Origin of the sequence: Paenibacillus sp. FSL K6-1330 (genome assembly GCF_037976825.1) — a bacterium.
Lineage (GTDB): Bacteria > Bacillota > Bacilli > Paenibacillales > Paenibacillaceae > Paenibacillus_AQ.
Genome location: NZ_CP150269.1, coordinates 4943079 through 4962162 on the forward strand (window position 1 = coordinate 4943079; position 19084 = coordinate 4962162).

Annotated in this window: 19 protein-coding genes; 6 read left to right on the top strand and 13 right to left on the bottom strand. The window is 51.1% G+C overall.

Translation table 11 applies throughout. The annotated features are described in order from the left end of the window. The first annotated feature begins 70 nt into the window (after window positions 1-70). From NYE54_RS22355 to NYE54_RS22375, 5 genes are all read left to right on the top strand, one after another. Complete coding sequence (locus NYE54_RS22355; RefSeq protein ID WP_339266264.1) at window positions 71-1099, top strand: glycosyltransferase; 1029 nt, start codon at window positions 71-73, stop codon at window positions 1097-1099. Then, window positions 1096-2268, top strand: a complete 1173-nt coding sequence (locus NYE54_RS22360; protein ID WP_339266266.1) for a glycosyltransferase — start codon at window positions 1096-1098, stop codon at window positions 2266-2268. The genes NYE54_RS22355 and NYE54_RS22360 overlap by 4 nt, the downstream gene beginning before the upstream one ends. A gap of 29 nt (window positions 2269-2297) precedes the next feature. After that, window positions 2298-3308, top strand: coding sequence for a polysaccharide pyruvyl transferase family protein (locus tag NYE54_RS22365; protein WP_339266267.1), 1011 nt, complete (start codon window positions 2298-2300; stop codon window positions 3306-3308). 64 nt (window positions 3309-3372) lie between these two features. After that, a complete protein-coding gene (locus tag NYE54_RS22370; protein ID WP_256720743.1) occupies window positions 3373-3648 on the top strand; it encodes a hypothetical protein in 276 nt (91 codons plus the stop codon). 63 nt (window positions 3649-3711) lie between these two features. Continuing rightward, entirely contained in the window at window positions 3712-3915 is a 204-nt protein-coding gene (locus NYE54_RS22375) for a hypothetical protein (RefSeq protein ID WP_076325023.1), read from the top strand. 92 nt (window positions 3916-4007) lie between these two features. Here the strand turns inward: NYE54_RS22375 and ftsY are convergent, their stop codons facing one another. The 12 genes from ftsY to NYE54_RS22435 form a co-directional block, all read right to left on the bottom strand. Continuing rightward, window positions 4008-5009, bottom strand: a complete 1002-nt coding sequence (gene ftsY / locus NYE54_RS22380) for a signal recognition particle-docking protein FtsY (RefSeq protein WP_098747111.1) — start codon at window positions 5007-5009, stop codon at window positions 4008-4010. Between the two features lie 27 nt (window positions 5010-5036). Next, complete coding sequence (smc, locus tag NYE54_RS22385; protein ID WP_339266269.1) at window positions 5037-8606, bottom strand: chromosome segregation protein SMC; 3570 nt, start codon at window positions 8604-8606, stop codon at window positions 5037-5039. Window positions 8607-8810: 204 nt separating this feature from the next. Beyond that, entirely contained in the window at window positions 8811-9509 is a 699-nt protein-coding gene (rnc, locus tag NYE54_RS22390) for a ribonuclease III (RefSeq protein ID WP_071220044.1), read from the bottom strand. A 12-nt stretch (window positions 9510-9521) separates the two neighbouring features. Continuing rightward, window positions 9522-10760 (bottom strand): beta-ketoacyl-ACP synthase II, encoded by a 1239-nt coding sequence (gene fabF / locus NYE54_RS22395; RefSeq protein WP_076325026.1) that lies wholly within the window; start codon window positions 10758-10760, stop codon window positions 9522-9524. Window positions 10761-10921: 161 nt separating this feature from the next. Next, entirely contained in the window at window positions 10922-11155 is a 234-nt protein-coding gene (gene acpP / locus NYE54_RS22400) for an acyl carrier protein (RefSeq protein ID WP_006211375.1), read from the bottom strand. 109 nt (window positions 11156-11264) lie between these two features. After that, complete coding sequence (gene fabG / locus NYE54_RS22405) at window positions 11265-12014, bottom strand: 3-oxoacyl-[acyl-carrier-protein] reductase (RefSeq protein ID WP_339266271.1); 750 nt, start codon at window positions 12012-12014, stop codon at window positions 11265-11267. Between the two features lie 46 nt (window positions 12015-12060). Further along, window positions 12061-12993, bottom strand: coding sequence for an ACP S-malonyltransferase (fabD, locus tag NYE54_RS22410; protein WP_339266273.1), 933 nt, complete (start codon window positions 12991-12993; stop codon window positions 12061-12063). A gap of 49 nt (window positions 12994-13042) precedes the next feature. Further along, a complete protein-coding gene (locus tag NYE54_RS22415) occupies window positions 13043-14032 on the bottom strand; it encodes a beta-ketoacyl-ACP synthase III (protein WP_339266275.1) in 990 nt (329 codons plus the stop codon). Between the two features lie 8 nt (window positions 14033-14040). Then, window positions 14041-15027 carry a phosphate acyltransferase PlsX gene (plsX, locus tag NYE54_RS22420; RefSeq protein WP_215156350.1) on the bottom strand — a complete coding sequence of 329 codons (987 nt, stop codon included), beginning with the start codon at window positions 15025-15027 and terminating at the stop codon, window positions 14041-14043. 24 nt (window positions 15028-15051) lie between these two features. Further along, window positions 15052-15663 carry a transcription factor FapR gene (gene fapR / locus NYE54_RS22425; RefSeq protein WP_179090709.1) on the bottom strand — a complete coding sequence of 204 codons (612 nt, stop codon included), beginning with the start codon at window positions 15661-15663 and terminating at the stop codon, window positions 15052-15054. Between the two features lie 142 nt (window positions 15664-15805). Further along, window positions 15806-15979, bottom strand: a complete 174-nt coding sequence (gene rpmF, locus NYE54_RS22430; RefSeq protein ID WP_006211382.1) for a 50S ribosomal protein L32 — start codon at window positions 15977-15979, stop codon at window positions 15806-15808. 53 nt (window positions 15980-16032) lie between these two features. Next, window positions 16033-16542 carry a DUF177 domain-containing protein gene (locus NYE54_RS22435; protein WP_339266279.1) on the bottom strand — a complete coding sequence of 170 codons (510 nt, stop codon included), beginning with the start codon at window positions 16540-16542 and terminating at the stop codon, window positions 16033-16035. A 197-nt stretch (window positions 16543-16739) separates the two neighbouring features. Here NYE54_RS22435 and NYE54_RS22440 point away from each other — a divergent pair, with 197 nt between their 5' ends. Continuing rightward, on the top strand, window positions 16740-17975 hold the full coding sequence (locus NYE54_RS22440) for a nucleotidyltransferase (RefSeq protein WP_339266281.1): 1236 nt from the start codon (window positions 16740-16742) through the stop codon (window positions 17973-17975). On the opposite strand, the gene NYE54_RS22445 is transcribed toward NYE54_RS22440, so the two are convergent. Next, on the bottom strand, window positions 17965-19005 hold the full coding sequence (locus NYE54_RS22445) for a SepM family pheromone-processing serine protease (RefSeq protein ID WP_339266283.1): 1041 nt from the start codon (window positions 19003-19005) through the stop codon (window positions 17965-17967). The two genes, NYE54_RS22440 and NYE54_RS22445, sit on opposite strands and share 11 nt — an antisense overlap. Between the last annotated feature and the right edge of the window lie 79 nt (window positions 19006-19084).

Sequence of the window (19084 nt, forward strand, 5' to 3'; positions counted from 1 at the left end):
TCATTCGTCCAATTCTATGAAGCTAGCAATGCATATATTATCCCGAGTACAAAAGAAAGGAGGAAACCTCTTGGCTGTTATCATTTATCCGAGAACGATGAACTGGTCGTATATGAAACAGAGACCGCAGCAGCTTATGACTCAATTGGGGGCGCTTGGTCATCAGGTTTTCTTCGAAAACCTGGCACCGCTGGATAAGGAGTTCAAAGAAGTGGAACCGAATGTGTTCCTATTCACAGATACCAAAACATTTCTGCACAAAAAACTGCCTGCCCTTCGCAAAGAACATCCGATTGTCGTCTGGACGACGTGGTCTAAACTCCGGACTCGCATTTCCACTCTCTTTAAGCCCGACATTACGATCTACGACTGCTGCGATGAATTTCCGCATTGGGCTAAGTATGAACCCAAAATGATTGACGAGGCGGACCATGTCGTATGTACCGCAGAGGTGATTCACACCCGGTTGTCCCTGGCTTATCCGGACAAACCGCTCACCCTGATCCCGAATGGCGCTGACTCCTCATTTTTTCATATTCCATTCAGTGAAAGGCCCGCCGATCTCCCTCCGGGTCCTGTTGTCGCTTATATCGGCGCCTGGGCGTATTGGGTAGATCATGAGCTGTTTGCTAAGGCGGCCCTTCGTTTTCCAAACGTCCAATTCGTTTCCATTGGAGCTCCTTACGGCAGCTCCGGCGATTATTCGAAGCTTCCCAATGTGCATATACTCGGTGAAAAGCCGCACCAGGAGCTCAAACGTTATCTGACTCATATTGACGTTGCTTTGATCCCCTTCCAATACCATCCGATTACGCTGGCAACCAATCCAGTCAAGGCGTACGAGTATATGGCATCCGGTGTTCGCGTACTATCAACAGCTCTGCCGGAATGCATTGCCATGGAGCCGCATGTTACCACAGCGACAACCCATGATGATTTCTTGGGCAAGCTGTCCTCCATGCTGCATCACCCGGATACAGCAGAGCATAAGCTGGCACGCATTGCCTACGCCAGAGAGAATCGCTGGGTTGAACGCGGATTGAAAGCCGATCAAGTGATTCGGCAGGCCATCCTGGACAAAGGCATGAGCTCCCATTGAAACCTTATGCCAAACTATGTACGCAGCCATTCGGCTACAGAGCCACCGATACGTTTGCCTATCGCAAACAAATTATTCAGGAAATCTCACAAATAGACCGTGAGTGGATTCTATGGGGCGGTAACTTGTCCTTTTCCAATAAGAGCGCACAGACTTCCATTCCGATGCCAACCCCAATTCCAGATCATATTGTCTGTATATGCATGAACGGTGCCCCGCTGTATTGGAGAAAATCCTGGCTGCTTGCTGCTCTTACCTACTGGAATAACAGGCTTCCGGCTGCCAAATTTCTGCCTTACGACCTGCTGCCTGAAGACCCAAGCCTTACGATGCATCTGGACCCAACGCAAAATCCTCCGTATCAAAAGGATCTGGAGTATATTCTCCCTATTCTGTCCGCAACAAGGATGCGAAATAACACCACCAGCTCCAAAGGGTCTTTATCCCCTGAAATTCCTCAGCAGCCTGTCGTCTCCATTCTGATGAGCATCCACAATATGAAGAACACTTTAGGCTGGAGCATCCGTTCCGTGTTGGCACAATCAAGCGATAACTGGGAGCTGCTAATAGGTGATGACGGCTCTGAAGACGATAGTCTGGAGGAAGCCTGTGCTTATCTTGACAGCAGAATTCGGGTTCTGTCTCAATCGCGTAACCGCGGAAAGGCGATCATGATGAATCGGCTGCTTTTCGAAGCAAATGGTCAATATATTCTGGAATTGGATGGCGATGACTGGCTGGCTCCCGATGCGGCCGCACTCCTGTCCAAAGCGCTTGACAACAATCCGGACAGCAGGATGGCCACGGGCCGGTATGGATGCTGGGAACGCACCCGGCAGTTCGGTCCTCTATGGAGAAGAAACGTTGATTCGGGCAAGCTTTATTCGGCGTGGTCTACTTCCTTAAATCGAACGAATCTACACGGCCACCCGCTCGTCCCCCGTATGTATCGAAAGTCATCCCTAATCGACATTGGCGGCTGGTGGGATCGGGAGGATCGCTTCGGACGTATCTTCGAAGATATCGATGTCATTGCCAGGCTTCTTAAGCACAGCTCACCGATTCAGGTCGATGCCGTATTGTATCATCGCGTCATTTATGGCAGCAGTACCAGCCAACGTAACCGCAACCTCTTCGAAGCCTGGTGTCAGCAAGCACACAAGAGTTAGACAGCGCATGAAAAGGAGGTGATACGTACATGCATATTGCCGCTTCCGGGTACTATGGAATGGGAAACTTCGGTGATGATTTATTTCTTCACACCCTTCGCCAAGTATTCCATGATCATCACGTCTATCCCTGGAACTCCCGATTGGATCCCCGTCAGACGGATGCCTTCATCATCGGTGGCGGAGATTTAATTACACCCTACTCGTTCAGTCCCTATTACTTCCCCCCTCAGCTCGTAGGACAGCCCACTTGGGTCTATGGCGTCGGCATTGTGGATGCCTACCCCGAACACACCTGGCCTGAAGAGCAGGTATCCGCCTATCGGGATATCATTTCCAAGGCAAACCGCGCGGTGTTCCGGGATGAACGATCGTCGGCCATCGCCAAGCGGGCAGGCTTCCACCGGAATGTCGAAACAGCCCCTGACATGGTATTCGGCTATCGTCAGCCCGATATCCCGGTGAAACGTTTCTCTAAACGTCCAACGATTGGCGTCGTTGTGTTTTCCTATGCATCATTTCCGATGGACAACATGACCAAACTGCTGGCACATCTTATCGCCAAAGGCTATCATGCCGTCCTTATCCCGGTCATTCATCATCCGGGCAACGCGTACTCCGATTACAACACATGTCTGCAATTGCAGCAAAAGGTAAAGGAGTCTACACCCGCTGCTTCCATTGAGACGCTGCCGTTTCTTATGGACATTGAGCTCACTTACCGGTTCATTCAATCTGTCGACTATTTGATATCTTTTAAGCTTCACCCGTCGCTAGCCGCTTTACGTGGCGGCAAGCCTGTACTGGCGCTTAGCACCATGAGCAAAGTGCATAGCCTGCTGAGCTCTTTTCATCTCGGTCAGTACTTTACGGATTATCGTCAGCCGCTTGATGTTCTGGTCGATAAAACCGAAACCTTCCTTAAATACGGCCCTGGTCATGTGCAGCAGATTATGCCCCTGATCCGCGCAGCGGAGGAAGAAAGCACCGCTTCGCTTTTAGAATTAAAGAGGCATATCGAAGAGCACAACCGTTGGTAATACAGAAAGGAGAATGACTATGTGTTGCTTCCTGTTCTGCAGAAGACTTGCAAGGCGAGTCAAGATGTTAACACGGCAGGTCGAACTTCTAAGCCAGGAAACCAGTCAATTAACCGAACGGGTAGAATCATTGGAAAGTCAGGTCCTCACCGGTTTAACGATTAATCCGGAGCTGACTCAATTTTTCGAAGTCCGTACCGGCCAACAAGTCCGGGTCAGCACAACGTTTGTCACGTTGGAAGGGGTCGTTTTGGCTACTGCTGAAGATGGTGTTCAGCTCCGTGAGGCATCTGGTGACCTTGTGCTGATTCCATTCGCCAATATTACTTCCGTTCAGTAATTCCATCGAATGATGCTGGATCCTCAGCTTCAAACTTTCATTACGGCAAGGAGGTTAACCGATATGCGCTACGTGGATTGGCTGCAAGGATTTATCGGCTCGGAAACCGAAGTAATGGTGCCCGGAGATGTGATCATTGGCACGCTGACCAAAGTGGGCGAAGGAACCATCACCTTAAAAGTACCGCCCATTATCTATGGTCCTCCTACAGATACGGCCATCATCCCGCTTCGTTCAATTGAATTCGTTCGGATCGTCTCTTCATAAGAAGCATGTGCCCGCAGATCGAGCCGAACATGAAGAAGGACCGAAAGTATATCTTTCGGTCCTTCTATATACATATTCGATTAGACCAGTGTCTAGTCTTGTTGTTCTACAGCATTCTCTTCTTCTTTAATCAAACCCGCGAAGAGGGCATGAACGAACTGCTCGGAGTCAAAGGTCTGGAGGTCGCCCATTTTCTCTCCCAAGCCTACCAGTTTCACCGGAAGATTCAACTCTTGACGAATCGCGATCACGATGCCGCCCTTAGCCGTGCCATCCAGCTTGGTTAATACGAGGCCGGTCACGCCGCTCTTCTCCCCAAACAGCTTCGCTTGGCTCAACGCATTCTGTCCTGTCGTCGCATCAAGGACCATCAGTACCTCATGCGGGGCACTCGGAATTTCGCGTTGAATGACGCGGAAGATTTTATTCAACTCTTCCATCAGATTCGTTTTGTTCTGAAGGCGTCCCGCCGTATCACAGAGCAGAACATCCGCTTGCCGCTGCTTGGCTGCTTGAACGGCATCGAACATAACAGCTGCCGGGTCTGAGCCGGGCTGCTGTTTAATGACTTCAACGCCAACCCGTTCTCCCCATACTTCCAGCTGTTCAATCGCACCTGCACGGAACGTGTCGCCCGCTGCGAGCAAAACCTTCTTGCCCTCCTGCTTGTAACGATGCGCCAGCTTGCCAATCGTAGTTGTTTTACCGACTCCGTTAACGCCGACAAACAGAATGACCGTAATGCCATCCGGATTCTCCCGCAGTTCATTGCTGCTGTCATCACGAAGGAGTCCCATCAGCTTCTCTGACAATACTGGCTGCAGATCGGCAGCGTCTTCAATCCGCCGTTTCTTCACTTCGGCACGAAGATCGTCCATCAGATCCATCACGGTATTCACGCCGACATCAGCACCAATCAGAATCTCTTCCAATTCCTCGTAGAATTCTTCATCGATTTTTTTTCGGCGAATCACCAGGTCCGACACTTTCTCGATAAAACCCTTCCGGGTTTTCTCGAGTCCGTCGCGGAACTGTTTTGTTACATTTTCCGTTTTGCTGGAAATGCTCTCTTTTAACTTCTTAAAAAAGCTCATACGTACCCTCCATGTCGTTATGTTAAATTAGGCAATCTCCGCTTCCTCATTCTCAAGTTTGACAGACACCAGCTTCGACACGCCGCCTTCTTCCATTGTGACGCCGTATAGCACATCCGCCTCTTCCATCGTCCCTTTGCGGTGGGTGACCACAATAAACTGCGTTTGTTCAGAGAACTCCCGCAAATATTGGGCAAATCGGACCACGTTCGCTTCATCCAGCGCCGCTTCGACCTCATCCAGTACGCAGAACGGAACCGGCTTCACCTGCAAAATGGCAAATAGCAGCGCCATAGCGGTTAATGCACGCTCTCCGCCGGAGAGCAGCTGCAGATTTTGCAGCTTCTTGCCAGGGGGCTGTGCGACGATATCGATCCCCGTCTCAAGCAATCGATCCGGATCGATCAGGACCAGGTCGGCTCGTCCGCCTCCGAACAACTTCGTAAATACCGTGCCGAACTCGCGCCGGATCGCATCGAACGTCAGCTTGAAGCGCTTGGACATTTCATCGTCCATTTCCTTAATGACCTGGTACAGCGTTGTCTTCGCTTCAACCAGATCCGCCTTTTGCTCACTCAAGAACAGATATCTCTCATTGACACGCTGATACTCTTCAATGGCCCCAAGATTCACATCTCCGAGGGAAGTTATCGACCTCTTCAAATCACGCACTTCGTTCTGAGCGGCCGTGATGTCTTCCGGAATCGGATACCGCTGCTTGGCAAGCTCATAACTCAGCTCATAGTCCTCGCTTAATTTCTTCAATATATTCTCAAGCTCAACATCGAGCCGGTTTACCCCAATCTCGGTCTGGCGAAGCTGATCATCCACGGACCGCAGCTGCGTGCGCTGTTCCTTGGTTTCGCTCTCTTCCAGCTCCAGCTTCCGGCTTAGCGCGGTGCGTGCAGCCCGTTTGAATTCAAGCTGCTGCGTCGCCTCTTCCTTCTTCAGCTTGTACTGGTTCAGATCCTCGATCTGCTTCACGCTTTCGCTTTCGTTCTGATTCAGGTCGGCTTGAACGGAGGCCAGCATCGTGCGGTTCTGCTTCTGCTCCTTCTCATGGTTGTCGACATCCGACTGAAGGCGCTTGAGCTGTTCCTCCAGTGAGAAGGTTTCCTGATCCAGCTTTCCTTCGCGAACCTTGAGGTTCGTCAACTGACTTTGAAGCTCTTCCTTCGCCGATTCATTTGCTTTCCGGGCAAACTCTGCAGCTTGGATGGCCAGATGGGTCGATTTCTCTTCTTCCTCCAGCTCGGACAACAGCTTCTGCGCGCGTTCACGGCTTGCCTGAATCTCTTTGGCTTCCTTCTCTTGACTGCTCTTCTCTTCGCCTGCCAGCTCGGCTTGTTCGAGTACGTGGCGCAGCTCATGCTCAAGCTGCTTGCGGTCCCCTGCAGCCTGCTGTTCCTCAATCCGCTTATCGTCTCCGGCTTTACGGAGCTCGTCCAGCTTATTCTGAGATTCAATCATTTGATTCCGGACGCTTTCAATGCCCTGCTGCAGCTTCTCCAGCTGCTTCTCGGTTTCCGAAATTTCCTGATCGAGCTGATCCAATTGACGCTTGCGACCCAGCAGACTGTTCGTTTTCTTGTGCTGACTACCGCCTGTCATGGATCCGCCTGCATTGACCACGTCTCCCTCGAGCGTGACTACACGGAAGCGATAGGAGAATCTGGCGGCAATTTTGTTCGCTTGCTCCAAGGTCTCGGCGATGACGACATTGCCCAAAAGGCTGCCGACGATGTTGCTATATCTGGGATCATACTTCACCAACTCGGAGCCAAAACCTACAAACCCGGCTTCCCCTTCTGCCAAATGCCGGTCGGATGCGGATACATTCCGCGGACGAATGACGTCCAGAGGCAGAAAGGTCGCCCGACCTAACTGGCGCTGCTTCAGGAAGGCAATCGCCTGCCTGGATACGGATTCGTTCTCCATGACGATATGCTGAACTGATGCGCCAAGGGCGGTCTCCATCGCAAGCTCAAGCTTTTCCGGTACACGAATAAGCTCGGCCACAGCACCATGAACGCCATGGAGCACGGATTTGCGGGATGCCTTCAGCACTTCCTTAACACCTAGCATAAATCCGTCAAAATCGTCCTGAAGCTCTTTCATGGTATCGCGGCGGGAAATTTGCGCTTCTCGCTTCTGCTCCCATTTCCGAAGGGCTCCCTGCGTCTCTTCCTGTAATTTCTGCAGGGATTGATATCGCTCGCTCTCGCTGATATAACCGCTGCGAAGGTCGGCAATCTCTTTACCGAAGCGTTCAATGCTTCGATCGATACTCTCTTTGCGGCGGAGCAAATCCTCTTTCAGGGCTTCCCACTTACCTGACTCTTCTTGTGCTCGATTCATCCGCCGGTCCAGCGCCTCCTGCTGCTGGTCCGCATACCGGATTTCATTCCGCGCTTGAGCCATTTGGTTCATAAGCTCCAGCAAATTCCCCTTCAAGCTCTCTTCCTGCTGCTGACTGATTCCGCCGGTTACGCCCACCAGCTTCGCTTCTTCCGCTGACAGCTGATCCCGCACCTGGGTTAATTCCTGCTGGAGCTCTTGCAGCTTGCTCTTCATGCTCGCAAGCTCGCTTACGCGCTCTCCCAAACGATGATCGCCTGATTGCAAACTTTCTTCCAACTGCTCGCGCGTACGTTCCAGGTTACGGCGGCGCTCCTTAAGCACCTCGCCATAGCCTTCGCTCTTCTCAAACAGCTCGCTGAATTGGAGCAGCTGGCTCTGCAGATCCTCAACTTCCTGCTCCAGCTGGCGCAGTGCCGATCGGTCACTCTCTAGCTTGGCATCATGCGCGGATACAACGGTGGACAGAGCAAGCTGCTCTTCCTTCAGCTGCTCCAGCTTGGCATTGGCCTCGCTCCATGAGGTATGTATCTGTTCGATCTGATACACATACAGAGAGATTTCCTTGTGCTTCAGCTCTTCCCGAAGTTCCTTGTAGCGAATAGCCTTCTCGGACTGCTCTTTCAGCGGTCCGATCTGATCCTCAAGCTCTGTAACCAAGTCGTGGATACGAAGCAGGTTTTGCTCCGTTTCATCCAGCTTGCGCACAGACTCTTTTTTACGAGATTTATATTTAACGATCCCGGATGCTTCCTCAAAAATCCCCCGGCGATCTTCTGAACGTGTACTCAAAATTTCCTCAATACGGCCTTGTCCGATGATAGAATAGGCTTCTTTACCGATTCCGGTATCCATGAACAGCTCCGTAATATCCTTGAGTCGGCACGATTGCCGATTAATGAAATACTCGCTGTCCCCGCTGCGGTGCACCCGTCTGGTTACGGTTACCTCATTAAAATCCAGCGGCAGCACATGGTCCTCGTTGTCCAGCGTAAGGGAGACCTCTCCATAATTAACCGCTTTGCGCGCATCACTCCCGGCAAAGATAATATCCTCCATCTTGCCGCCGCGAAGCGATTTGGCACTTTGCTCGCCGAGCACCCAGCGGATCCCATCGGAAATGTTGCTCTTACCGCTGCCATTCGGACCTACAACGGCTGTAATTCCCCGGACAAATTCCATCTCCGTCTTGTCGGCAAACGATTTAAATCCTGCTAACTCGATCCGTTTCAAAAACATATTCGATCTATCACCTCTCCTGCTATTGTACCACAAGTAGAATCGGCTTCACCGCCGTCTTTGGACGAGGTCCATTAACGTAATAAGCAGCTGTCCCTTTATAAAGACAGACAACGAAAAGAGCAAAAAACAGTCATCCTATCCGGGTCCGGTTATCCGCTTGACTGCTCTTTGCTCTTTGTTTGTCATCACATCAGCGAAGCTTTAGGCATCCGCACGTTTCAGCTGCTTTAGGGCTACTGCCGCTGCCTGCTGCTCGGCTTCTTTCTTGGATCTGCCGCTTCCACGTCCAAGACATTCGCTTCCCATGTAAACCTCCGAGACAAACTCCCGCTCATGTGCCGGTCCTCGCTCTTCTACGATACGATATTCCAGTGCGCCCATGCCGTGATGCTGGGTCAGTTCCTGAAGCTCGGTCTTATAATCGCTCATCTGCGGACGACCGTTGACGGTCACCGTGGGAAAGACATGGTCGCTTAAAAACCGGCGAACCGCTTCCAATCCCTGATCCAGATAAAGCGCCCCCACAAATGACTCAAATACGTCTGCCAGAAGAGCCGGGCGGGTTCGACCGCCCGTCATTTCCTCTCCTTTGCCTAGCAGAACGTAACGTCCAAAATCCAGACCTACAGCGAATTGAACCAAGGAAGGCTCGCATACGATAGCGGCCCGCAGCTTGGTTAACTCACCTTCCGGACGGTCCGGAAATAGGTTGTATAAGAATTCGCTCACCGTCAGCTCCAGAACAGCATCCCCGAGAAATTCAAGACGCTCGTTGTCCTGGCTCTGACTGAAGCGATGTTCGTTTACATAAGATGCGTGGGTAAAGGCCTGCTTCAGCAGCATTGCATTGCGAAACTGGATTTGAAGTTTATGCTGTAACTGCTTCAGATCTCCACTCAACACACTGTCCCCTTACTCGGCGTATTTTTTCAGGATAATCGTAGCATTATGCCCGCCAAATCCAAACGAATTGGACATGACGATATCCAAATCGGCTTTACGCGGGTGATTCGGTACATAGTCAAGATCACACTCCGGATCTTGATCCTCCAGGTTAATCGTTGGTGCAATGATTTGGTTCTTCAAGCTCAGTCCGCAGATAACGGCCTCAACGCCGCCAGCAGCCCCAAGCAAATGACCTGTCATCGACTTGGTTGAACTAACGGCCACTTTATAGGCATGGTCACCGAGAGCCATCTTAACGGCCTTCGTTTCCGAGCGGTCACCCACCGGCGTTGAAGTCCCGTGAGCATTAATGTAATCCACTTCCTCCGGCGCAATGCCTGCGTCACGGATCGCCATCTTCATGCAGCGGGCTGCTCCATCCGGATCCGGCTCGGTAATATGATGGGCATCGGCACTAAGGCCATAGCCAACCACCTCGGCATAAATGTTGGCACCGCGTTTCAACGCATGCTCCAGGGATTCGATCACAAGTACGCCAGCGCCTTCACCCATTACAAAACCGTCGCGGCCGGTATCGAATGGCCGACTGGCTTTCTCCGGCTCGTCATTGCGGGTTGACATTGCACGCATAGCGCAGAAACCAGCCATCCCTGTTGGACGAATGGTTGCCTCCGCCCCGCCGCAGATCATGACATCCGCATCACCACGCTGAATCAGACGATATGAATCGCCGATCGAATGTGTTCCGGTAGCACAAGCCGTAACCTGTGTGGTGTTCGGACCCTTGGCTCCCAGATTGATCGACATCTGGCCTGAGGCCATGTTTGCGATCATCATCGGAATAAAGAATGGGCTTACACGTTTCGGGCCCTTCTCGAGCAGGATATTATGCTGATCCTCCCAAGTTCCCAAACCGCCGATACCCGATCCGATCGATACGCCAACACGCTCTGCATCGGCATTCACTCCAATTTCAAGACCACTGTCCTCAAGCGCCTTCGAACCGGCTGCAACCGCAAGCTGTACAAATCGGTCCATCCTGCGGGCTTCTTTGCGATCCATGTAATCCTCAGGATTAAAATCCTTCATGGATGCTGCAATTTGCGTTGTGTAATCACTCACATCAAATGCTTCGATGCGGGATACGCCAGACTTGCCTTCCATCAAACTGTTCCAGAATGTATCCAGGTCTTGACCAATCGAAGTCATGACTCCCATTCCTGTTACAACGACTCTATGTTTCAAACAGACTCACCTCTATGTGGACTGCCCGTCCATCTATGAGGCCGCACACGCAGACTCATGATAACGAAGGCAGTAATAATCTATCACTTGTTCGTGCTAAAGCTTGGATTGAATGTGGAGAAGTCCCGTCTTGCTAAAGAACGGGACTTAACTGTAATGACTTAGGTATGAGATTGTATGTAATTTACAACTTCACCTACGGTCGTAATTTTCTCCGCATCTTCATCAGAGATCTCCATATCAAACTCATCTTCCAACTCCATCACCAATTCAACTACATCGAGAGAATCAGCTCCAAGGTCGTCTTTGAAAGATGCTTCTAATGTTACGTCGGCTTCGTCAACACCCAGGCGGTCGATAACGATGCGTTTCACGCGTTCCAATACATCGGACATCCGGCTCACCTCCTCTTGGTAATTATACGAGATATGACTTCAAATTGCCATAGAAGGCATTTGAAAACGTTTTAATGCCCGGCGGCCAGCGCCGGAACAGTAGCGGCGTCTACATATACATGCCGCCATCCACATGCAGGACTTGTCCAGTCATATAGGATGCACTGGAAGATGCTAGAAAAGCAACCACGCCGGCAATCTCCTCCGGCTGACCCAGTCGGGCGAGCGGAATTCCGCCAAGCAGGCCTTCCCGCATGTCCTCAGGAAGTTCCCGGGTCATATCGGTATCGATAAAACCAGGAGCCACAGCGTTCACCGTAATCCCGCGGGAAGCCAATTCCCGCGCGGCTGATTTGGTCAGACCGATGACTCCGGCTTTGGCCGCAACATAGTTGGCTTGCCCCGGATTACCAAGCGCTCCGACAACGGAGGATATATTGATAATGCGTCCATAACGTTGTTTCATCATGGGACGCGTCACCGCCTTAAGACAATTGAATACCCCTTTAAGATTCGTTTCGATCACCTGATCGAACTCCTCTTCCTTCATCCGCATGATTAGATTATCTCTAGTAATCCCTGCATTATTCACCAGGATATCAATTCGACCAAAAGTCTCCATCACCTGCTTTACCATGGCATCGGCTTCTTCAGTCCGTCCAACGTTGGATTTAACCGCGATGGCCGATACGCCCTTTGCGCGAATCGCCTCCACAACCTCGGTTGCGGCCGCTTCGCTTCCTGCATAATTGACAGCAACGTTAGCGCCCAGATCAGCAAGTCCAAGAGCAATGCTCCGGCCAATGCCGCGGGAAGCACCCGTAACAAGCGCAGTCTGTCCTTTTAGAGCTTCACTCATACCTATTCCTCCTTTCCAGAGTGATCTGGTTTTTATCCATCGTTATTTATACTACGGTCTCCAAACTGCTGACGCTGTCCAGACTATTTACATTAATGACTTTGACGGATTTGTCAATCTTCTTGATCAAACCGCTGAGCACGCTGCCAGGACCAATCTCGACGAAGGTATCCACGCCTTGAGCGATCATCCATTCCACGCTGTCATGCCAAAGCACGGGGGAGTATACCTGTTCCACCAGCAAACCGCGGATGGCAGCGGCATCTTCTACCGAACGCGCCGTCACATTGGCAACTACCGGCACGGAAGGGGTATTAAACGCAGCCTGCTCCAGTTTACCAGCCAGCCGGTCAGCCGCCTCCTTCATCAAGGTCGAATGGAAGGGTCCGCTAACCTCCAGGGGGATAGCCCGCTTGCCGCCAGCTTCCTTCACTCTTTCTGCAGCAGCTGCGACGCCTTGAGCTGAACCCGAGATGACGATTTGCCCCGGACAGTTCATGTTCGCAAGTTCTACAACATGTCCCTCTGCCGAAATGCGCTTGCACAGCTCGGACAAAGCCTCACGATCTGCGCCAAGCACGGCTGCCATTGCGCCTTGACCTCCGGGAACGGCTGCCTCCATGTATTCTCCGCGGGCTCTAACGATCGACACAGCTTCTTCGAACGAAAGCACGCCTGCACATACAAGTGCACTGTATTCGCCGAGGGAATGGCCCGCAACGTAATCCGGTTCGATCCCCTTTCCACGAATGGCTTCCAGGTAAGCCATGCTGGTTGCGAGTAGAGCTGGCTGAGTGTTTACCGTTTGTTTCAAATCTTCATCAGGACCATTAAAAATAATGGAGCTGAGCGGAAATCCAAGCTGATCATCCGCGGCTAGAAAAAGATCCCTTGCAGCAGGAACCGCATCATAGGCATCCTTACCCATTCCGACGGACTGAGCGCCTTGACCAGGAAATATAAATGCTGTTTTACCCAAAATCGTGAGCTCCCTTCTCTTATTTCACTAGGCCTAAAAGCTGTTATGTTTACCAGATAAGTACGGAGGAACCCCATGTTAATCCGCCACCAAACCCAACCATCAACACCTTGTCTCCTTCTTTCAGGCGGCCGGACTCCTGTGCTTCGACAAGAGCTAACGGCACGGAAGCGGCTGAGGTATTGGCGTATTTATCAACATTGATCATGACTTTCTCTTCCGGAAGCTCCAAACGCTCCATGGCAGATTTAATAATCCGGATGTTGGCTTGATGAGGAATGAATAAGTCGATATCCTTTTTGTCGATGCCTGCTTTGGATAATACAGCTTCCGTGGCAGATCCCATTACCCGTACCGCAAATTTGAACACTTCGCGGCCGTTCATATAAATAAAGTGTTTATTCGTGTTAATTGTTTCAGCAGAAGCCGGTAATCTCGAACCGCCTGCCTCAATGTACAGATGCGCTCCGCCTGCACCTTCCGCACCAAGATCAAAGGCTTGGAACCCGCGGCCTTCCGGCACTTCGCCGACAATCGCCGCTCCGGCACCGTCGCCAAATAGAACGCAGGTATTACGGTCGGTATAGTCCGTAATGCGGGACAAGCAGTCCACTCCGATCACCAAAGCATTGTTGTACATGCCCGTCTTCACGAAATTTGTAGCTGTAGCCAGGCCGTATACAAATCCCGAGCAAGCAGCCGACAGGTCAAATGCCGCCGCCTTTTTGGCTCCAAGCCGATCCTGAAGCAAACATGCGGTCGATGGAAAGAACATATCCGGCGTAATGGTCGCCACAATAATCAAGTCCAGATCCTCGGCGTTCATTCCGGCTGATTTCAACGCGTTCACAGCAGCGTGGTAAGCCAAATCCGACGTCGCTTCATTTGGAGCGGCAATATGCCGTTCCCGGATTCCCGTCATCGAGACAATCCATTCATCGCTTGTATCTACCATTTTCTCTAAATCATGATTTGACAATATTTTTTCAGGTACGTATTTGCCTGTGCCAATAATACCGACTGGACGCAAATTGTTCATTTCCTCACTCACTTCCCGCTGATTTCATTCGAAATACTCTCTACCAATCGGTTCTGCAGCGCCGTCCGCGCTTGGCGAACCCCATTCTTGATGGCGTTCGCATCCGATGAACCATGGCTCTTAACGACCAGACCGCCCAGACCAAGCAGAGGCGCTCCGCCATGCTCCTTATAATCAAGCGTCGATTTCAGGCTGCGAAGCTCTGGCATCATCAAGGCGGCAGCCATCTTGGTCTTAAGAGACTTGCTGAACTGCTCCTTCAACAGCGAAAAGAGTGCGCCAGCTGTTCCTTCAATCGATTTCAACAAAATATTGCCCGAGAACCCATCACATACGAGTACATCACAAACACCGTTCATGACATCGCGGGACTCAACATTGCCAACAAAATGAATGGGCAGCTCCTCCAGCAACGGATAAGCATGCTTCGTCAGTTCATTGCCCTTGCCCGGCTCGGTACCGACATTTAACAGCCCGACCCGAGGTTTGGTGATTCCATGCACCTTCTCGCGATACAGGCTGCCCATTAATGCGTACTGCTGCAGATGCTCAGGCTTCGAATCCATATTCGCTCCAAGATCCAAGGCGAGCATCCCCTTGCCATCGAGAGTAGGAATCATTGGCGCAAGCGCAGGCCGCTCAATCCCCTTCATCCTGCCCACGACGAGTAGTCCGGTTGTCATGAGGGCCCCCGTATTGCCTGCCGAGATCATGGCATCGGCTTCGCCTTCGCGAATCATGCGCCCCGCCACAACCATTGAAGCATCCTTCTTCCGGCGGACAGCCTTTACCGGCTCATCCTCCGCTTCTATGACTTCACTTGCATGAACCACCTTCAGATTGGACGGTTTGTCCTTCAACAGTGCTCCAATCTGCGCTTCATCCCCTACGAGAATGATCTCGGTATCGCTCCATTCCTGTGCAGCAATGAGCGCGCCTTCGACGTTACTCTGGGGAGCGTTGTCGCCGCCCATCGCATCAATCGCAATTCTCATGCCAAACTTCCTCCTTTACTTATGTCATTCTCCTGCAGATCGGTAGATTACGAAATTCCCCTGAAACACCATTTCATCAGCGACATAAGTAAACACTTCCACCTTGGCCTTTCCCTTCTGGCCGGCAATGGACCTAACGTAGGCTTTGGCAATGCATTTCTCGCCGAGACGCACCTGTCTCAAAAACCGTATATCCGCTGAAGACGTCAACGCGATTTCTTCATTGATTACGGCAATGGCAAGTGAATTGGCTTGAGCGAACACGTAATGCCCGCGGGCAATTCGCGTTTTGCTGAATACATGTTCCTCACGGATTTCAAATATCGATATTCCGCTCTTGTCCAACTGCAAGTCAACGACATCCCCGATCACCTCTTCGAGTGACAAGGAACGAACCTGGTCATAAGAATGCTCCGCCATCTGCTTCATTCGCTCACGAAGCTCCGGGATGCCAAGTTCCATACGGTCAAGGCGTATCGTCTGAATGCTCACTTTAAGCTGGCGAGTCAACTCGCGGTCTGTAACAAAGGGATTCTCGTCGATCAGCTGAATCAGCCGCTGGTGACGGTCTTTCTTGGATAAACGATCGATGACGAAACAACTCCTTCTGCCGCTATGAAAGCCGCCATTCTTCAAACATACATATATGTAAATTAGTCGCAAATATTAGAACCTGGTACTAATGTTAAGTATAAATCATGTCACGTTAAAAAGAAAGGGGGACTTCAGACAAAAAAAATAGCACCTCACCAAAGATGAAGTACTACTTATTTAAAAATTATTGTTTGATGATCTCTCTTGCCTTATACGTTCCGCATACTTTACATACGCGATGAGCAAGTTTCAATTCTCCGCATTGCTCGCATTTCACCATGCCTGGCACAGCCAGCTTAAAATGAGTACGACGCTTGTCACGACGTGTTTTGGACGTTCTACGTTGAGGTACTGCCATGTTCCCACCTCCTTATCAATTCAACCCGCTGAACACGGGTGCCAAATCCATCATCATTTAAAGAAGTCCTTCAGTCCGGCTAGCCTAGGATCGATCACTTCCGTATCGCAGTTGCACGTGCTTTCATTCAGGTCCTTGCCGCAATTCGGGCAGAGTCCCTTGCAGTCGGCTTTGCACACCGGAGCTAGCGGCAGGTGGAGCAAAAATGCTTCTTCTACATAGGGAGTGAGATCCACACTCTCACCTTGCACGTATGTAGTGTCATCATTCTCATCCTGAATCGATTCAGGATCTACCACCGGCTGGAATACTTCATGAAAAGGGATGTGCACATGTTCACTGATCGGCCTCAGACAGCGGGAGCAATTCATCTCCAGCTCGCCTTGCAACCTTCCATGAACATCCACCGTACCAGAAATCGATGAGGCTGCTGTCAAATCCACGTCTAATGGCTGAACAGCAATAATGTCCTTCCGATCCTTAACGGCATTGCTTACATCCACGGTTTGATGGAACTGTAACGGTTGATCGCTGGTTGTCAATTTACGAAATTGAATTAGCATATCCATCACTCCAAACAAACAAAGATTATTATACCGATTCCCAAAGACTTTTGTCAACAGGATAACCCTAAAGAACCATGATTGTTCCCCGATATTTCTCACGCTACAACGAGATTATCACCCATATATGGCGATGAGCTTATTGTTGCAGGAACGTCCTGTAATTATGTTATATTCTTATCAAGGAGTTGAAACTAATGAAGACGGTTGGCATTGTCGTTGAATATAATCCCTTACATAACGGTCATGTTCTGCATTATCGTAAATCCAAAGAAGTAACAGGGGCGGATGCCGTTGTTGCAGTGATGAGCGGTCCTTTTCTCCAACGCGGCGAACCTGCTATTGCAGGCAAACGCGCACGCGCCGAAATGGCCCTTGCCATGGGAGTAGATCTGTGCATCGAGCTGCCGGTAACCTATGCCGTGCAGCCTGCAGAATGGTTTGCATACGGTGCGATAGCTATTCTGGAAGCTACCGGGGTGGTGGACTGTCTTTCCTTCGGATCGGAGAGCGGTACGCTGGAGCAGCTTCTACCGCTGTCCCGTTCGCTTGCCAGCGAATCCGGCGAGCTCCAATCCGAAATTGAAAGGCATCTCCGGGAAGGCATGAACTTCCCGTCCGCTTACGGTGCTGCCGCTGCAGCCCTATTCGGCGAGTCCGGACAAGCAATTGCCCATTTGCAAGAGCTGCTCACGCAGCCGAACAATTCCTTGGGCCTGCACTATCTGATTGCCCTCCACCGCCTTGGCAGCCGCATTACACCCTACACCATTCCAAGAGAAAACGCGCACTACCACGATCCCTTGCCGGGAGACTCGTCCATTGCCAGTGCAACCGCCATCCGTAACATCATTCTTTCACAGGGCTTGGAAGCAGCCAGACCCTACATCCCCGAATTCACGCACAACATCATGGAGCGGGAAATGGAAAGCGGACTAGCTCCCGTCCACTGGGAACAGTTTCGTCAGCCGCTGTTTCAATCCCTACTCACGCATACACCCGCGCAGCTTGAAGGCTTCCTTGAAGTTACCGAAGGCTTGGAATATCGTGTTCAGCGCATGCTTGCGCAGTTGAAGCAGCCCACGGTTGGGTCTCTCCTCGAAGCGTTGAAGACCAAACGCTATACCCGCACCAAACTTCAGCGTATGCTCCTGCACATCATGCTCAATCATGACAAGGCATCCATGAATCGCGAGGAGCTGGCCAAAGGTCCGGGATATATCAGGGTCCTTGGCTTCAGCGACACAGGGCGTTCCTTGCTGAAACGAATGAAGCAGAGCGCCTCGCTACCTGTTATCCAGAAGCCGACAACGCTGGAGCATCCTCAGCTGGAGAGGGACCTGATGGCAGCCGCCGTATACGCCAACGGACACCCTAAGCCGGATATCCGCCATTACTACAGCGATTACCTGCTGCCGCCACTCACCCCTTAGGCGGCAGCTGCTCCAGATAATCTACTGCATCCTGCAGATCGTCAACCGGGACCAACTTCATATCCGTTTTGATTCGGTCCGCCCGCTTCTTGGCTTCATCGTAATTTTTTTGCGGCACAAAAAAGATATCGGCTTCCTTCCGGTCAGCCGCCACGATCTTGTGTTTCACGCCGCCAATGGGACCTACGGCGCCTGATTTGTCAATGGTACCCGTTCCCGCTACCCGATAACCTCTGCTTAAATCACCTTCGGTGAGCTGGTTATAAATTTCAAGGGTAAAAATCAGTCCGGCTGAAGGTCCACCGATATTGGTATCCGCAAAATGAATGGTGTGATCGGGATTCGCCGGCTCTACGCTTTGCATCGTCGCAATCATGACGCCAAGACCCGGACGCTCCGCCCCGGTCTTCTCATCCTTAATGCTAACAAGCTGAACCTGTTCTTTAACGGTTTTCCCCTTGCGTTCAAGCTCCACGGACACCACTTCCCCGATCGTTTTCTCGCTTAACAGGCTGGCAATTTTCTCATTATCCTCTGCCGGCTGCCCATCAATCTTGATCAATTTATCGCCAGGCCGGAAATGCTCGGCATTAGCAGATTTTTTGGAGATCGACATCACGAATACATAAGCAGGCTCGATACTGTAGTCAATACCCGCTTCTTGATAAGCGGCTTCCATTGCAGCGGACTGGGAAGAATTCATGTAATACACTTGTGTGGCTGCATATTCGTCCTTACTCTGATCTCCCATTTTCTCGGCCTTTTTCACAACCTCCGAATTGGGATTAAACGCAGACATCATTAACAAAACCATATTGGCATAGCTTGCCGACACGGTTGTCATCATAAATGTGCCCTCTTCCGCCGGATCGCTCTTCTCGACATTGATCATGGGGCGAACCTCCTCGGCGCTCCCCGGCTGGTATACAAGATAAGGGGTCGGCATATAAACGACAACGTACAGCATGACCCCAACCATTAATAAATACAGCGCAATTTTTAAGCCATTCGGTTTTACAGACTTCTTCATGTAGTTTCCTTCCCTCCGCCTTATATATCCAGCCTTCCACCAAGTTTGGTCTGACGGTTGTCTCCTTTGCATAAAGTTG